Source organism: Stenotrophomonas sp. SXG-1 (assembly GCF_014083965.1).
Lineage (GTDB): Bacteria > Pseudomonadota > Gammaproteobacteria > Xanthomonadales > Xanthomonadaceae > Stenotrophomonas > Stenotrophomonas geniculata.
Map to the genome: position 1 here is coordinate 2283995 of NZ_CP046588.1, position 16513 is coordinate 2300507.

Below are 16513 nucleotides of genomic sequence, written 5' to 3' on the forward strand. Positions count from 1 at the left end.
AAGCGGGCGCGGCGTGCTTCATTGGTCATTGCCGGGCTCGGCAATGTTGCCACGTGGTGTGCCGCGACCACAGGGAAACGCCGTCCGCAGCCCTTCGACAACCAGTGGCGACGCATCCTGCTGCAATCGCTCGCGGGGCAGTTGCCGGAGATGGGAAGACACATGGTCGACCAGTTCATGCGGAAGGATCTGGCCCTGCCCGCACCACTGTCCGCGGCTGGCATCGGCGACGCCCAGGATATAGCCGCTGGCGCGAGCGCTGGACAGGCTCCGGCACTGTTCGCCGTCGCAGAACCCGTCATCGCCTTTCCCCTGCAGGAGGGTGATGAGTTCCGTGCCGCTGACAAGCCAGATCCGTGCCGGCTGCGTTGTTCCGGCCACGGCGGACCCAGCCAGCGCGCAGAGGCCAAGTGCGAGGAGCCGACGTATGACGCGGCGCGCCTGGGGTTGGTGATGTCCCTTCATGTTGAGACCCTGGCTGTTGCTTTCATGGATGCCACGCGGCAGAGGTCAAAGCCGATCAAGCTGGCCAAGAAACGCGATGGCATCGTAGAGGCTTTCAGAATACGTCGTATTGGCCGTTTTCCATGCGCCACTGCCCGGAGATACGTCGCCAGTCGGACCAACGGGATGCTGAAGGCACGGGCGCTGCCAGCCATCTGGAAAGATCGTGGTGGGATATCTGCAGGCGGAGCAGTGTTGAATATGGCTCTGACAAGGCGATCCTCCACTGTGTCTGCGTACGGATGGCTTGTAGCAGACAACGCATGACCCGCCAACACCTGGCGGCTGCTTCATGGACTGCCGCAAGCAGGCGCCGGACTATCGCGCAGCCGTCGACCCTCTCACGACGCACCTTCCCGTCATCACCAGTCTGCGCACGGGCAGCTCCGGCATGCGCAGGCGTTCCAGCAACAGCGACATCGCAGCTCGCCCCATGTCTTCAACCGGCTGCTCGACCACGGTAATGCCAGGTTCGACCAGTTCGGTCCAGCGCTCGTTGTCGAACCCTGCCAGCGCCAGCTCTCCTGGGATGGCGAGACCGGCGCTGCGCGCCGCCTTCAATGCACCCATGAGCAGCAGGCTGTTGCTGGTGACCAGCGCGTCGGGACGCGAAGGGCCGGCCAGCCATTGGTCGACCGTTGCGATGGCGGCCTCGGCCGTTGGCTCGACTTCGCGGTAATCCGGCTCCAACCCATGCGTGCGCATCGCAGCAAGATAGCCGTCGCGGCGCTCGGCCGCCGTGGTGCTGGTGCTGCCGAACAGGCCGCCGATGCGGCGATAGCCACGCTCGACGAGATGCTCGACCAGGGCGCCCATCGCCGCGGGATTGTCCAGCACCACGCTGTCGATCGACCCGCTGGCCGCGGCGCGGTCCACCAGTACCGTCGGGAAGTCCAGCGCGAGCCGTTCCAGCCGCCCCACCGTGGTCCGTGTGGGCGCAAAGATCAGTCCACTGATGCGCTCCTCGTGCATCAACTGAAGATACAGCGCCTCGCGCTCGGGGTCTTCATCGGTGTTGCAGAGCGTGACGCGCAGGCCTTCGCGATAGGCCACCTCCTCCACCGCGCGGATCAGCGCAGTGAAGAACGGGTTTCGGATATCTGCCACGATCAACCCGATGATGCCGGTGTGCCGGGAGCGCAGCCGTCTTGCCTGCAGGTTCGGCCGATAGCCGGTCTGGCGGATCGCCACCTCGACCCGGCCGCGAACCTCTTCGCTGACCGGGCCGCCCCCGAGCACCCGCGACACGGTGGACTTGGATACCCCCGCTACACGCGCGACGTCATTGATGCTGATACTCATTGGAAACGTTCCCGGAAAAGTGCGCCTGCCATGGCCCGGCGGCTGTTCAGGACAATGCTAACGCCAAAGAGCTATTGGCATTTTGTGCGGTGCACATTGAAATAGGCAGTGGGAACGTTCCCAATATGTCCAGCCATCCTTTTGCCGGAGCCGCCCTTTGTCGCCCCTGACCTCCCCCTCCCCCGTCAGCCGGGAACTGATCCGCCTGGACGCGCGGGCACAGGACAAGACCGATGCCATCGCCCAGGTAGCCCAGATGCTGGTCGCCGCCGGCTGCGTGGCGCCGGGCTACGAGGCCAGCATGGGACGCCGCGAAGCGCTGGCGAACACCTTCCTCGGCCATGGTGTGGCGATCCCGCATGGGCTCGGCGAGGACCGCCACCTGGTGCGCCGCGACGGCATCGCGGTGCTGCAGTTGCCGGAAGGCGTGGAATGGAACCCCGGCCAGACCACCCGCCTGGTGGTTGGCATTGCTGCCCAGTCCGATACCCACATTACCCTGCTGCGCCGCCTGACCCGGCTGATCCAGGATGAGGCAACGCTGCAGCGCCTGTTTGCGACCACCGATGCGGGTGAGATCGTCAACGCGCTGACCGGCGACATTGCGATCACGACCGCCCAGGTACCGGCCACCGATCTGGCCGAGCGCTTTGACTGGACCATTGCCTACCCCAGCGGCCTGCACGCGCGCCCGGCCACGCGCTGGGCAGAGACGGCGCGCCGCTTTGCGGCCCGCGCCCAGGTGCGTGCCGGCGACCAGGCAGCGGACGCCAAAAGTCTGGTCGCGCTGCTGCAACTTGGCCTGCGTCATGGCGATGCCATCAGCGTGTCTGCCGAGGGGGCGGATGCCCCCGCCCTGCTGACCGCGCTGCGCAGGGTCATGGAGGACCTGGTGGCACAGGAAAAGGCCGACGCCGAGCGCGCAGCACAACGCAAGGCCACGCCGGTGGCAGGCTGGAATCCGCCCGAGGCACAGGCTGCCATCGTCGGCATCGGCGCCAGCCCCGGGCTGGCCATCGGACCGGTGCATGTACTGGCCAGCGCGCAGGCCGATGTTGCCGATCGCCCTGCCCCGCTCGGCGAGGGCGGCGCACGCCTGCAGGATGCACTCTGTCGCACCCGCCAGCAGCTGGCCGCGCTGCAGGACGACACCCAGCGCCGCCTTGGCGCTTCGGATGCTGCGATCTTCAAGGCGCAGGCTGCGCTGCTTGACGACACCGACCTGATTACCCGCACCTGCCAGCTGATGGTTGAAGGTCATGGTGTCGCCTGGTCGTGGCACCAGGCCATCGAGCAGATCGCCTCCGGGCTGGCGGCGCTGGGCAATCCGGTGCTGGCCGGGCGCGCTGCCGACCTGCGCGATGTGGGTCGGCGCGTACTGGCGCAGCTTGACCCCTCTGCGGCCGGTGGCGGCCTGGCCGATCTGCCGGCGCAGCCGTGCATCCTGCTTGCCGCCGACCTGTCGCCCTCGGATACCGCCAACCTCGACACCACCCGCGTGCTCGGCCTCGCCACCGCACTGGGCGGTCCCACCTCACACACTGCAATCCTCTCGCGCACGCTCGGCCTGCCGGCGCTGGTTGCCGGTGGCGCCGAACTGCTGGCGATCCAGGCCGGCCGCGAGGCGATCATCGACGGCAGCAGCGGGCGGCTCTACCTGTCCCCCTCCGAGGCAGATCTTGCTTCGGCTCGCGCCTGGATCGCTGGGCAGCAGCAGATCCGCGCGCGAGAAGCGGCGCAACGTGCGCAGCCAGCGCAGACCACCGATGGCCATCGCATCGACATCGGCGCCAACGTGAACCTGCCCGAGCAGGTGCCATTGGCGCTGGAACAGGGCGCGGAAGGTGTCGGCCTGATGCGCACCGAATTCCTGTTCCTCGAACGCGGCAGCACGCCCAGCGAGGAGGAGCAGTACGCAACCTACATGGCGATGGCCAACGCGCTGGACGGCCGTCCGTTGATCGTGCGCGCGCTCGATATCGGTGGCGACAAGCAGGTCGCCCACCTGGAGCTGCCACACGAGGAAAACCCGTTCCTCGGCGTGCGCGGCGCGCGCCTGCTGCTGCGCCGCCCGGATCTTCTGGAACCGCAGCTGCGTGCGCTGTATCGCGCAGCCAAGGACGGTGCACGCCTGTCCATCATGTTCCCGATGATCACCTCGGTGCCCGAGCTGGTCGCTCTGCGCGCCATCTGCGAGCGCCTGCGCACCGAACTCGAGGCGCCCGACGTGCCGATCGGCATCATGATCGAAGTGCCGGCCGCTGCCGCCCAGAGCGATGTGCTTGCCCGCCACGCCGACTTCTTCTCGATAGGTACCAACGACCTGACCCAGTACGTGCTGGCGATCGACCGCCAGAATCCGGAACTGGCCGCCGAGGCCGACAGCCTGCATCCGGCCGTGCTGCGCGCGATCCGCGCCACGGTGGAAGGCGCACGACTGCATGGGCGCTGGGTGGGAGTCTGTGGCGGGCTGGCCGGCGATCCGTTCGGCGCACTGCTGTTGGCCGGCCTGGGCGTGGACGAACTGTCGATGACCCCGAACGACATCCCGGCCGTGAAAGCACGCCTGCGTGGCAGCGCGCTGGCCGATCTGCGAACGCTGGCTGCGACGGCGCTGGACTGCGAAACCGCTGAGCAGGTGCGTGCCCTCGATGGAGCGCGCGCATGAGTTCCCGCGCCGTCACCATTACCCTGAACCCGGCAATCGACCAGACCGTGCGGCTGGCCGGCCTGCGGCCGGGCCACGTGCACCGCGCCCGCAGCAGCCACGACGATGCAGGAGGCAAGGGCATCAATGTGGCCGCCTGCCTGGCCGACTGGGGCGTGCCGACTACCGCGCTGGGCGTGGTCGGCGATGGCAACGACGGCCTGTTCTCCGCACTGTTCGCCGAACGCGGCATCGAGGATGGTTGCCTGCGCGTTCCTGGCCATACCCGCACCAACATCAAGCTGGTCGATGAGGCCGCCGGCGAGACCACTGACATCAACCTGCCCGGCCTGTCACTGCGTGAGGCCGATCTGGATGCGGTGTCGGGCCGGCTCGCTGCCCTGCTGCGGCCGGGCCTGCCGGTGGTGCTGTCCGGCAGCCTGCCGTCCGGACTGCCGGCTGATGCATGGGCGCGGCTGCAGGCGCAGGCCGGCGCCGCCGGGGCGCGCGTACTGCTGGATACCAGTGGCGACGCGCTTGCCGCGGCGTTGAGTGGTGCACAGGGTGCACTGCCCTACGCGGTCAAGCCCAACCGCCATGAACTGGAGGCATGGGCCGGCACGCCGCTGCTGGATCGCAGCGCCCTGCGCGCCGCGGGCCGGGCCTTGGTCGAACGTGGAGTTGCACTCGTAGCGATCTCGATGGGCGCCGACGGCGCGCTGTTCATTGATCGCAGCGGCGCCTTGGTCGCACGACCGCCGCGACTGGCCCAGGGCAGCACGGTCGGTGCGGGCGACGCGATGGTCGCCGGCATCGCTGCCGCCTTGCTGGAGCCTTCCATTGATCTGGACGGCTGCGCGCGGCTGGCGACCGCGTTCTCGATGAGCCGGCTGCAAAGCGGTGACGCACGACGACTGGACCCGGCGCAGGTACGCGGGTGGGCCGGCGATGTATTGATCGAGCGGTTGGATTGACCCCCTGCCGGAGGCAAGGCGGCTGGCTTCGGGCCGACCGCGGCGCCTTCGGTAAGGACGAACCCGAAGAATTCCAGGAGTTCCCATGCACGCTTCTACCGTAGTCATCGCCGCTGGCGAACGCAGCATCGAGGCGGTTCTTGCCGCCGAAGCGCTGCGCCGCGCCGCACGTCAGCAAAGGGTCGAATTGGCGATCGAAATCCGCAGCGATCAGGGCGTGACCGGGGCACTGCCCGGCGCGCAGGCTGCCGCCGCAACGCAGCTGCTGCTGGTGGGTGACGGCGAGGCGGACAGCGCCCGCTTCGGCAATGCCCAGATCGTGCGCGCCGGCCTCGGCGAAGTACTGGACGACCCGCTCGCCGTGCTGGCGCAGCTCGCCGCAGCATCGGTACTCCCTTCCAGGGATGACGCGGGCAAGCGCATCGTCGCCGTCACCTCCTGCCCGACCGGCATTGCCCACACGTTCATGGCGGCCGAAGGCCTGCAGCAGGCGGCCAAGGCACTGGGCCATGCAATCCGGGTCGAAACCCAGGGCTCGGTCGGCGCGCAGGACGCGTTGAGCGACGAGGAAATCGCGGCTGCTGACCTCGTCCTGATCGCCGCAGACCGCGAAGTCGATCTGTCGCGCTTCGCTGGCAAACGCCTGTTCAAGAGCGGCACCAAACCGGCGATCAGCGACGGCCAGAACCTGATCCGCAAGGCGCTGGCCGAGGCCGGCGTGCAGGCAGGTACGGCAACTTCAGGGCGCACGACCGAAAAGACCAAGGCCACCGGGCCCTACAAGCACCTGATGACCGGCGTGTCGTTCATGCTGCCGTTCGTCACTGCCGGCGGCCTGCTGATCGCACTGGCATTCGCACTCGGCGGCATCTATGCCTTCGACGATGCCCACAAGGGCACGCTGGCCTGGTCGCTGTTCCAGATCGGCGCCAAGTCCGGCTTCATGTTGATGGTGCCCGCACTGGCCGGTTACATCGCTTACTCCATCGCCGACCGCCCCGGCATTGCGCCCGGGATGATCGGCGGGCTGGTAGCAGTGAACATGGATGCTGGCTTCATCGGCGGCATCCTGGCTGGTTTCATCGCTGGCTACGGCGTGCACTGGATCAACCGTGCGCTGCGCCTGCCGCGCAGCCTGGAAGGCCTCAAGCCGGTGCTGATCCTGCCGGTCCTGGGCACGCTGCTGGTCGGCCTGTTGATGATGTACGTGATCGGCACGCCGGTCGCCGGCCTGCTGGCCTGGCTGACCGACTGGCTGCGCGGTATGCAGGGCGGCAGCGCGATCCTGCTTGGCCTGCTGCTGGGCGGAATGATGGCGGTGGACATGGGCGGGCCGGTCAACAAGGCGTCCTACGCGTTCTCTACTGCATTGATTTCCAGCCAGGTCTACACGCCGATGGCGGCGACGATGATCGGCGGCATGACGCCGCCGCTGGGTATTGCACTGGCGACATGGCTGTTCAGCAACCGCTTCACCGCCGAGGAGCGCGGCACGGCCGGTGCCGCCGGCGTGCTTGGCCTCAGTTTCGTGACCGAAGGCGCGATCCCCTACGCCGCGCGTGATCCGCTGCGCACCATTCCGGCGCTGATTCTTGGTTCTGCCGTGGCAGGTGCAATCTCGATGGCCGCTGGCGTCGAGCTGAAGGTGCCGCACGGCGGCGTGTTCGTGCTGCCGATCCCGAACGCAGTCACTCACCTCGGCATCTACCTGCTGGCACTGCTGGCGGGCGTGGCCGTCACTGCAGTCGCGTTGCGCATCCTCAAGAAGCCGGTCACCACGCCGGCCTGATCCACCCCATCGCCAAGCCCCTTCCACCGCCCCTGCGCACGCAGGGGCGCAGCGACCTAGGCCCTGCACAAGGACCCTCGCCCATGACCCGCTCTTCCCGACACATGTTGCCGATGGCGATCGCGCTTGCCCTGCCATCCCTGGCCACCACCGCAGACGCGAGCGACGTCTTCACTCGCAGGCTCGCCTACACCGGCGAAGCAGCCGCCACGCTCGACGGTGGCAAGCGCAGCGGCACGGCCTATGCCGGCCAGCTGATGTTCGGTGCCGACGTGGACCTGGACGCGGCGTTTGGCTGGCGAGGTGCGACGGTCAAGGCCTACGGCATCAACCGCCATGGCACCAATCTCGCCAACAGCAGTACGGGCAACAGCACCTCGGTGCAGGAGATCTACGGCGGCCAAGGCACGCGCCTGGCCAACCTGACCCTCGAACAGAAGCTGTTCAACGACCGGCTGGTGCTGGAAGCAGGGCGCAGCGTCGCCAACATCCACCACCTGGGTTCGGACCTGTGCCAGTACTTCCAGGGCAACTCGGCCTGTGGCAACCCGACCTACGTATTCCGCACCAGCAGTTTCACCTGGTGGCCGGTATCGAGCTGGATGGCCGATGCCACGGTCTGGGTGACGCCCGATGTCTACGTGCGCGTCGGCGCCTACCAGGTTGATCCCAGCCAGGCCGAGGATGGCCAGCATGGCCTGAAGTGGAATACGAACCAGGCCACCGGCTGGATCGTGCCCTACACGATCGGCTGGCGCAGCCCTGCTTCGGCACGACTGAAAGCCCGCTACGAACTCGGTGGCTGGCAGGACAACTCGACCTATCGCGATCCGCTGCGCGATGCCAACGGCATTCCCGCGCTGCTCAGTGGCCAGGAGTACGCGACACGTCACGGTCGCTCCGGCGCGTTCGCCCGCTTCGAGCAGCAACTCACCAGTGATGGCGCCGGCCGCGGCCTGACCTTTTTCGGTGCGGCGCTCAAGGGCACCTCCGGCCAGTTGATCGAGGATCATTTCCTGCAGGCCGGGCTGGTGCAGAAAGGCACGTTCGCCCGGCGGCCGCAGGACAGCATCGCTTTCGTCGTGACCCAGCAGAAGTACAGCAGCATGGCGCTGGAAGACCTGCGCCTCGCCCGCGCCGCAGCCGGTGGCAGCGGCACCCCGCACGGGAGCCAGGTGATGATGGAGCTGAGCTATGGCATCCAGCTCACCCCGCAGCTTCGTGTTGCACCGAACCTGCACTACATCGTGCACCCCGACCAGTTCAATGAGCCCGCACGCCAGCACGACCTGCCGAATGCGCTGATCGCGGGCATGCGGATCGACTGGAACCTGTAGGAAATGTCAGGTGGTCCTGGGCGCGGCCCGTGTCAGGCACCGGGTCCACGGCCGGTCCAGGCGGAGTACCGACCGCCCGGCACCCGGATGATCGCCTGCCCTGGCCGGGGTTTCAGGTGCTGTCCGCCGCCCACGCCAGGTCGAACGTCAACGCGAGGCGCTGGCCGGGCTCCAGCCGGTGCGGCGCCAGCGTGAAGCCGTCCGGCGGACCGCTCTGCGGCTCGACACAGGTGGCGTGCGGCGTGCCGTCGTAGACCACCCAATGGTCGTGGTCCGAGCGCAGCCGCAGGCGCTGGCCTTCACGTATCAGCGTGATGTCACTGTCGGCGATGAAGCAGTCATCCCAGCGACCGGTGGTCGGATCCACACAGGGCAGCGTGGCAATACCTTCCTCGTCCCGCGGGTACATCGCACGAGGCGTGAACAGCAGCCGGTCCGGCTTCCGGAACCAGGGATGCCAGCCCAGCACCGCCGGCATCGCCTGCTCGCCGGCCTGGACCGAAAGGCGCATCTGCAGGGTGTGGGCCTGCAGCTGCAGGTCCAGCATGGCAATGCCACCGAAGGGCCAGTAGCCGTCGCGCGGCAACGCCAGCGACAACCTGGCTGCCGCCGCATCCAGCCGGTCGATCTGCCACGGTCGCGAGAAGCCCAACCCATGAATGGCATGCCCGTCGAAGTTGAGCGGCAGCCGATGCGGCCTGTCGTCAAAGCGGAACGTTCCATGGCGGATGCGCCCGGCCCAGGGCACCATCGGGTAGCAGCCCCAGGCGATCGCAGCCGCCCCGCCCTCCTGCGCATCCACCAGCCACTCCACGCCCTGGTAACGCAGGTGCGCCACGCGCCCGCCCGCCCCTGCGGCGAGCGCAACCTCCAGTTCGCCGCATCTCAGCCAGTGCAGTTCACCGGCCGGCAGCGGGGCCAGCGCATCATCCACCGGCAGCATGCGCTCAGGCCCCATACGGATTGATCGTGCGGATGCTTCCGTCCGGCTCCATGTGCAGCGGCGTGCACTTGGCCGAGCGCAGGTGGGTGATGCCGCCGGACATCAGCGCATCGTGATAGAACAGGTACCACTGCCCTTCGAACTGGCAGATGGAGTGGTGGGTGGTCCAGCCCACGACGGGGGTGAGGATCACGCCAGCGTAGGTGAACGGGCCATACGGGCTGTCTCCCACGGCGTAGCACAGCTGGTGGGTGTTGCCAGTGGAGTACGACAGATAGTAGCGACCCTGGTACCTGTGCAGCCACGGGCCTTCGAAGAAGCGGCGCGCATGGTCGTCCGCACGCAGCGGCTGGCCATGCTCATCCAGGATCTGCACTTCGCGGGTGGGTTCGGCCAGCTCGGTCATGCCGACATCCAGGCGGCCCACGCGCGGCCCCAGGGCCGGCGCGCTGCCCTCGGGTTCCTCGTGGGCCTCGCTGTACTGGTTGTCACGATACTTCTGCAGCTGCCCGCCCCAGATGCCGCCGAAGTACAGGTAGTGGCTGCCATCCTCGTCTTCGAACACGGCCGGGTCGATCGAGTACGCGTCCTTGATCGGCTCCGGCTGGGGCACGAACGGGCCCTCCGGCCGCTTACCGATCGCCACGCCGATGCGGAACCGGCCCTCGGCGTCCTTGGCCGGGAAGTACAGGTAGTAGTGGCCATCGCGGCAGGCGGCATCGGGGGCCCACATCTGTTTCCGCGCCCAGGGCACGTCGCGCAGGTGCAGCGCCATGCCGCAATCCATGGCCGCGCTATCGGGCGTATCCATCTTCAGCACATGGTAATCCTGCATGCCGAAATGGCCACCTTCGTCGTCGAATGGCTGGCCACCGTCGATGTCGTGCGAGGGATAGATGTACAGGCGCCCCTCGAACACGTGCGCCGAAGGGTCGGCGGTGTAGATGTGGGTCACCAGCGGTTGCGAAATGGCGTGCGCGGTGAGCTGCGCAAGACGGGCTTTGCTGGCCTGGCCGTCTTCGCCGGCATGGAGGTCGATCATGGTTGTCATCTTGGCGTTACGCGGAGGCGTCGGCGGAACGTCGACGCAGGTGGAGGTCCTGCTCGATGCGGGTTTCGGTGCGCTTGTCGATCCTGTAGAAGAACAGCAGCGCCACGGCGAGCAGGAAAGGAAGGGAGCAGTAGACGCTTACGGTCAAGCGGATGCCCTGCACCACGCCCTCAGGCTGTTGCGCCAGTCCTGCCTGGTAGCCGTAGTGGGCAAGGATCGCGGCGACCAGCGCGCCTCCGACGCTGAGGCCGATCTTCAGCCCGCACAACATCGCCGAGAAGATGATCGCCGTTGCCCTTCGATGGTTCTTCCACTCCGAGTAGTCCGCGACGTCGGCGATCATCGCCCACAGCAACGGGATGGTGATGCCATAGCAGAAGCCATGCAGCATGAAGGCTGCGAACGCCACCGCCACCGCCGTCGGGGGGAACAGGTAGAAGGCCAGCAGGAACAGGGTCGAGACAAACAGGGCGCCACCGAAGACATCGCGCTTGCCGAAGCGATCCGCCAGCCGCCGTGATGCGCCGATACCCAGGATCATGCAGAGGATGCCGCACGCGTTGAACAGGCTGAACGCCGAGGTGGCCGCATCCTTCGGCCAGGTGAACGCCGCGAAACCGGCGCGGGCCAGGGCGCCATTCAATGCACTGATCAGGCCGTTGAAGCCTGAGTTTTCCAGGAAGCCGGCCAGCGCCGCTTCGCTCATGTAGTACTGGAAGTAATAGATGTAGGTGCCGCCTTTCAACGCCAGGTTGATGAACACCAGCACGGTCAGCGCCAGCATCACCTGCCACGGGCGGTTGTGCAGCAGGTCCGAAAGGTCCTGCACTATGCCGCCGGTCTGCTCTCGCGTCGGCACGATGCGCTCGCGGGTGGTGGCGAAGGTGATCAGGAAGAACACCGTGCCGATCAGTGCGAAGGCGGTCATGACCTGTTCAAAGCCGCGCACCCGGTCGCCATTGCCCAGGATCAGCACCAGCGGCATCAGCAGCACCTGGATGATGAACTGCGCGATCATCACGGCTACGAAGCGGTAGGCCGACAGGCTGTTGCGCTGGGCCATGCTGCCGGTCAGCACGCCGCTCAACGCGGAGTACGGCAGGTTGTTCGCGGCGTAAACGCAGACCAGCAGCGCGTAGGTGGCCAGTGCATAGATCACCTTTCCGCGCTCGCCCAGGTCGGGGGTGCTGAACGCCAGCAGTGACAGTACGCCAAAGGGAATGGCCGTCCACAGGATCCACGGGCGGAAGCGGCCCCAGCGGGTGGACGTTCGGTCCGCCGCGATGCCGATCAACGGCGTGAACACGAACGCACCCAGCAGGCCGACCACGAAGATGATCGTGGCCGCGGTGGCAGCTGGCAGGCGGTAGACGTCGGTGTAGAAGAATGCCAGGTACGTGATCAGGGTCTGGAAGATCAGGTTGGCGGCGAGATCGCCCAGGCTGTAGCCGAGCTTCTCGCGTACCGATAGCGCGTGTTCAGTGCTTGCCATGCAGCGGACATCCTTGAAAAGGAATCTGGTCGAAGGGGAATCGATGCCGGCGGGGGCGATCAGTCATGCGCGGGCACCACGGTGAACCTGCCCTGCGCACGTACATCGGTACTGGACGCCCCCACCCTGACCTCGTAGGCACCGGGCTGCACCGCGTACGCCGCACGTGCCTCGTCATAGTGGCGCAGGGCCTGCGCCGCCTCCAGGGTGAACGTCACCGTGCGGCGTTCGCCCGGGGCCAGCTGGACGCGCTGGAAGCCACGCAGTTCCTGCACGGCATCGCCGCTGCCGGCGTGCTCGCGCCGCACGTACAGCTGTACCACTTCGTCACCGCTGCGCGTGCCCGTGTTGGCGACATCCACTGCCACGCCCAGGCGGCCATCGGCGCGGAGGCTGTCTGCATCGAGGCGGAGCGTTCCATAGTCGAACCGCGTATACGACAGACCGTGACCGAACGGATACAGCGGCGTGCCGCGGAAGTAGCGATAGGTGCGGCCCTCCATGGCGTAGTCGTCGAATGCCGGCATCGCTTCGCCGGCCTTGTAGAACGTGACCGGCAAACGGCCGGAGGGATTGACGTCGCCGAACAGCGCCTGGCCGACAGCGGTGCCGCCGCGTTGCCCCGGGTACCAGCTCATCAGGATCGCCGGCAGATGCGCCTGCGCCCAGTCCACGGCGATGGCCGAGCCACCGGTGAGCACCATCACCACCGGCTTGCCGGTGCCGTGCAGGGCCTCCAGCAGGGTGCGCTGCGGCGCGGGCAGCCGCAGGTCGGTACGGTCGCCACCGGCAAAGCCCGGGTAGTTGACCGTCATCTCTTCGCCTTCGACATCGCCGGTGAGGCCACCGACGAACACCACCACATCGGCATCGCGTGCTGCATCCAGCGCTTCGTCGAAGGGCGCCTTGGCGCCGGGCATGCGCCACCCAAGGCGCACGCCCGCATCGCGCTGGTCGTCGTAGTACTCCAGTGTCAGCGCATAGGCACGCCCGGCCTGCAGGTCCAGTTCGACGCCCTCGGCATGCAGGCGATCAGTATTCACCCAATGATCGATCACACGCTTGCCGTCCAGATACAGGCGGTAGCCATCATCGCCGGCCACCTCCAGCCGGTAACGGCCGGACATGGGTGGCAGCAGTTGGCCACTCCAGCGGATGCTGAAGCGGTCGTTGGGAATCCCCTGCCCCGGTGCCGCTTCGCCGCGTGCCAGCAGGTTGTCGGTCGGCGAGCCGCGGTCCCAGCGGAAGCCGATCTGCGCGTCGGTACGCACCAGTGCCGGAGTGCCGGACAGGTCGGGCGTGCGGAAGTACTCACCGCGCAGGCCACGCTCGGGCGAGTCCGCCGAGGGCCGCAGGTAAGTCGGCTCGATCAGCGGTGTGGCGCCGGGATCGTCACGGCCTTCCACGAGGTCGACGCCGCGGGCATAACGCACTTCAACGCCCTTGGCCGCCTCGCGTATGCCCTGCAGGATCGTCACCGGCGCGGCCGGTGTGCCGAAGTAGTTGCCGAGCAGCGCCATGGTGTCGTCGGCGGTGGGTCCAACCACGGCAATGCGCCTGGTGTTGCGTGACAGTGGCAGGATGCCGTCGTTCTTCAGCAGCACCAGCGATGCCTGCGCGGCCTTGAGCGCGAGCGCATCATGGGCCGGCGCCTGGTTCACCGAGGCGGGAATGCGCGCCCAGCGCACCCGCTCCGCTGGGTCGAACATGCCCAGGCGCATCCGTGCGGTGAACAGGCGGGTCACTGCATCGTCGATCTCCGCCTCGCTGATCAGCCCCTGGCGCACGGCCGAGGGCAATGTGGCGTACTCCTGGCCGCATTCCAGCTCGGTGCCGTTCCTCACCGCCAGCGCCGCAGCGGCTTCGCGCGTGGTGACGATACGGTGGTGCTTCCAGATATCGACGATGGCCCAGCAGTCCGAGACCACGTAGCCCTTGAAGCCCCAGTCGCGTCGAAGCACATCGCGCAGCAGGAAACGGCTGGCACTGGCGGACTCGCCGTACACGCGGTTGTAGGCGCCCATGACCGCATCGACGTCGCCCTCCTTCACCAGCGCCTCGAACGCCGGAAGGTATGTGTCATACAGGTCGCGCCGGCTGGGCCGTGCATCGAAGTGATGGCGGTCGGCCTCCGGTCCGCTGTGCACGGCCAGATGCTTGGCGGTGGCGTCCAGCTTGCGGTAGACGGGGTCGTCGCCCTGCAGGCCACGTACGAAGGCCACGCCCATGCGCGCGGTGAGGTACGGGTCCTCGCCATAGGTTTCCTGTCCGCGGCCCCAGCGCGGGTCGCGGAAGATGTTGACGTTCGGCGACCAGAAGGTCAGCCCCTGGTAACGCCCGTGCAAGCCTTCGCGGAGGAACTGGTGGTGCTTTGCGCGGGCCTCGTCGCTGATGGTCGTGGCCACCTGCCCCATCAACGGTACATCGAAGGTCGCGGCCAGGCCGATTGCCTGCGGAAACACCGTGGCCTGCCCTGCCCGTGCGACGCCGTGCAGTCCCTCGTTCCACCAGTCGTAGGCGGGTACCCCCAGGCGTTCGATCGCCGGCGCGGCGTTCTGCATCTGCGCGGCCTTCTCTTCCAGCGTCATCTGCGCGACGAGTGCGGCGGCCCGTTGCTCGAAGCTGGCCGAAACGTCCAGCCAGGGCCGTGGCGCGGCCGCGGACGCGGCGGCCGCCACGCAGGTCAGTACGAACAGGGCGGCCCCACCGCGCAAGGTACGGCGGCGGGCCTTGGACGAAATCGACAGCCTCATTTGCTTCTCCCGGTGCGCTCGTCGCGCGCGAAAGGACCCAGCAGTGCGCCCACGAAGCCGCCTGCCCGGTCCGTACTCAGAACGGTGCCGTCCACCCCGCCTGCGAGCAGTTGCCAGCCCTGCCCATCGCCGGTGTCGAACGAGAACGCATAGTCGCCCTCGTTGCCGGCAATCTTCAGGCGCAGTGCTGCAGGCACCGGTACTTCACGGCTGGCCAGCGTCCGCGTGCTGCGGCCACCGTCGCGCGCTTCGAGGAAGAGCGAGAGGCGCCCCCCGCCAAGGTCACGAACGCCAAGGAAGTACCAGTACGCCTCGCTCTGGAACGCCGCCAGGCCGGCGGCGACTCCGGAAGCTGGCGGGGTCATCGCGGTGCTCGCCTCGAAGCGCAGATGCTGCTGGCGCCGGCCGAGAAACGTCGGATTGCGCAGCGTGTCCAGATCCTCGGCAAGCGGATGCACGGCCAGCATGCCGGGGCGCGTGGCCAGGTCGGCCCAGGCATGCCGGGGCACCCGCACGCGCAGCCACTGTGGATCAAGCGTCGGGCCATCGAAATTGTCGCGCGCTACGAAATTGCCGGTCGAAGGGGCCTGGGATGCCTCGCCCTGCATCCACGCGGGGGCCTTGGCCACATAGGGAATGGCCTGGTCAACCGGCAGGATCTGCGGCCAGCCATCCTGCCAGCGCACCGGCAACAGGTAGGTCTCGCGCCCGGTGTTGTAGTGCCGCTTCTGGTAGTTGCGGCTGGCCAGGAACACCGCCCACCACGAGCCATCCGGGCCTTCGACCAGGTCGGCATGGCCGGCATTGGTGATCGGAAGCGGACGGTCATCCGGCAGTTCTCGCTGGGTCAGGATCGGATTGCCCGTATAGGGAACGTAGGGGCCCCACACCGTGCGGCTGCGCAGCACCACCTGCGAATGCTGCGGCCCGGTACCTCCTTCAGCGTCGGACAGGTAATACCAGCCCTCCCGCTTGTAGATATGCGGTCCCTCGATCCAGATGGGATTCTTCGCCGGCTCCACGCCTCCATCAACCAGCACCCGGCGCGGCCCGACCGGCCTGAATGCCGCCAGATCGATCTGCTGCATCCAGATGGCGCGGTGCCCGTCGTAGCGCGGCGGGCCGGGCGGTGCATCGTTGTTGACCAGGTATACCTTGCCGTCATCGTCGAAGAACAGTGACGGGTCGATGCCATCGATGCCGGGCAGCCAGTGCGGATCGGACCACGGACCGGCCGGATCACGCGCGGTGGCGATGAAGTTGCCACCACTGTCGGTGGCGGTGGTGGTTACGTAGAAGGTGCCGTCGTGGTACTCGATGGTCGGCGCGAAGATGCCGCGCGAGACGCTCAGGCCGTCGAAATCCAGTTGCGTGGGGCGGTCAATCACATTGCCGATCTGCTTCCAGTGCACCAGGTCGGCACTTTCGAACACCGGAATGCCAGGGAAGTAGGTGAAGCTGGAATTGACCAGGTAGAACCGGCCGTTCGCGCGCACGACGCTGGGATCGGCATGGAAGCCGGCCAGGACAGGATTGCGGTAGTGGCCGGCCGGCAGCGGCACTTCAAACGCCTGGTCATTGCCGCGGTACTCGAACCAGTCGAAGTACACCGGGGGAGCATCCGGCGGCGCGCTGGCCCGGGTGGTTGCGGCCGACAGCAGGAACAACGCCCCCAGCAGGTGGCGCGCCATCGACCTCAGGCCGGCCCTGTCGCGGGCCAG

General features: G+C 67.4%; 11 protein-coding genes. 4 read left to right on the forward strand and 7 right to left on the reverse strand.

What is annotated here, in order from left to right; translation table 11 throughout:
- Positions 1-18: 18 nt before the first annotated feature.
- Positions 19-465: a Rap1a/Tai family immunity protein gene (locus tag GOC52_RS10585; protein ID WP_238794385.1), complete on the reverse strand. Its 447-nt coding sequence runs from the start codon at positions 463-465 to the stop codon at positions 19-21.
- Between the two features lie 357 nt (positions 466-822).
- The gene (locus tag GOC52_RS10590) at positions 823-1806 is read right to left on the reverse strand and encodes a LacI family DNA-binding transcriptional regulator (protein WP_019337699.1); all 984 of its coding nucleotides are present in this window, start codon (positions 1804-1806) and stop codon (positions 823-825) included.
- 157 nt (positions 1807-1963) lie between these two features.
- Here GOC52_RS10590 and ptsP point away from each other — a divergent pair, with 157 nt between their 5' ends.
- The 4 genes from ptsP (at position 1964) to GOC52_RS10610 (ending at position 8553) form a co-directional block, all read left to right on the forward strand.
- Positions 1964-4474, forward strand: a complete 2511-nt coding sequence (ptsP, locus tag GOC52_RS10595) for a phosphoenolpyruvate--protein phosphotransferase (protein ID WP_191849328.1) — start codon at positions 1964-1966, stop codon at positions 4472-4474.
- Entirely contained in the window at positions 4471-5427 is a 957-nt protein-coding gene (locus GOC52_RS10600; RefSeq protein WP_191849330.1) for a 1-phosphofructokinase family hexose kinase, read from the forward strand. Before ptsP ends, GOC52_RS10600 begins: the two co-directional genes overlap by 4 nt.
- 85 nt (positions 5428-5512) lie before the next feature.
- Complete coding sequence (locus tag GOC52_RS10605; protein ID WP_191849332.1) at positions 5513-7216, forward strand: PTS fructose transporter subunit IIC; 1704 nt, start codon at positions 5513-5515, stop codon at positions 7214-7216.
- An 83-nt stretch (positions 7217-7299) separates the two neighbouring features.
- On the forward strand, positions 7300-8553 hold the full coding sequence (locus GOC52_RS10610) for a carbohydrate porin (protein ID WP_191849334.1): 1254 nt from the start codon (positions 7300-7302) through the stop codon (positions 8551-8553).
- Between the two features lie 112 nt (positions 8554-8665).
- On the opposite strand, the gene GOC52_RS10615 is transcribed toward GOC52_RS10610, so the two are convergent.
- The 5 genes from GOC52_RS10615 to GOC52_RS10635 are packed head-to-tail and all read right to left on the reverse strand — an operon-like array spanning position 8666 to position 16483.
- Positions 8666-9511, reverse strand: a complete 846-nt coding sequence (locus tag GOC52_RS10615; protein ID WP_191849336.1) for an aldose epimerase family protein — start codon at positions 9509-9511, stop codon at positions 8666-8668.
- Positions 9501-10538: a glycoside hydrolase family 43 protein gene (locus GOC52_RS10620; protein WP_191849338.1), complete on the reverse strand. Its 1038-nt coding sequence runs from the start codon at positions 10536-10538 to the stop codon at positions 9501-9503. The genes GOC52_RS10615 and GOC52_RS10620 overlap by 11 nt, the downstream gene beginning before the upstream one ends.
- A 16-nt stretch (positions 10539-10554) precedes the next feature.
- The gene (locus tag GOC52_RS10625) at positions 10555-12039 is read right to left on the reverse strand and encodes an MFS transporter (RefSeq protein WP_010485712.1); all 1485 of its coding nucleotides are present in this window, start codon (positions 12037-12039) and stop codon (positions 10555-10557) included.
- A gap of 59 nt (positions 12040-12098) precedes the next feature.
- Positions 12099-14792 carry a glycoside hydrolase family 3 protein gene (locus GOC52_RS10630; protein ID WP_238794386.1) on the reverse strand — a complete coding sequence of 898 codons (2694 nt, stop codon included), beginning with the start codon at positions 14790-14792 and terminating at the stop codon, positions 12099-12101.
- Positions 14789-16483 carry a glycoside hydrolase family 43 protein gene (locus GOC52_RS10635; protein WP_043396290.1) on the reverse strand — a complete coding sequence of 565 codons (1695 nt, stop codon included), beginning with the start codon at positions 16481-16483 and terminating at the stop codon, positions 14789-14791. Before GOC52_RS10635 ends, GOC52_RS10630 begins: the two co-directional genes overlap by 4 nt.
- Between the last annotated feature and the right edge of the window lie 30 nt (positions 16484-16513).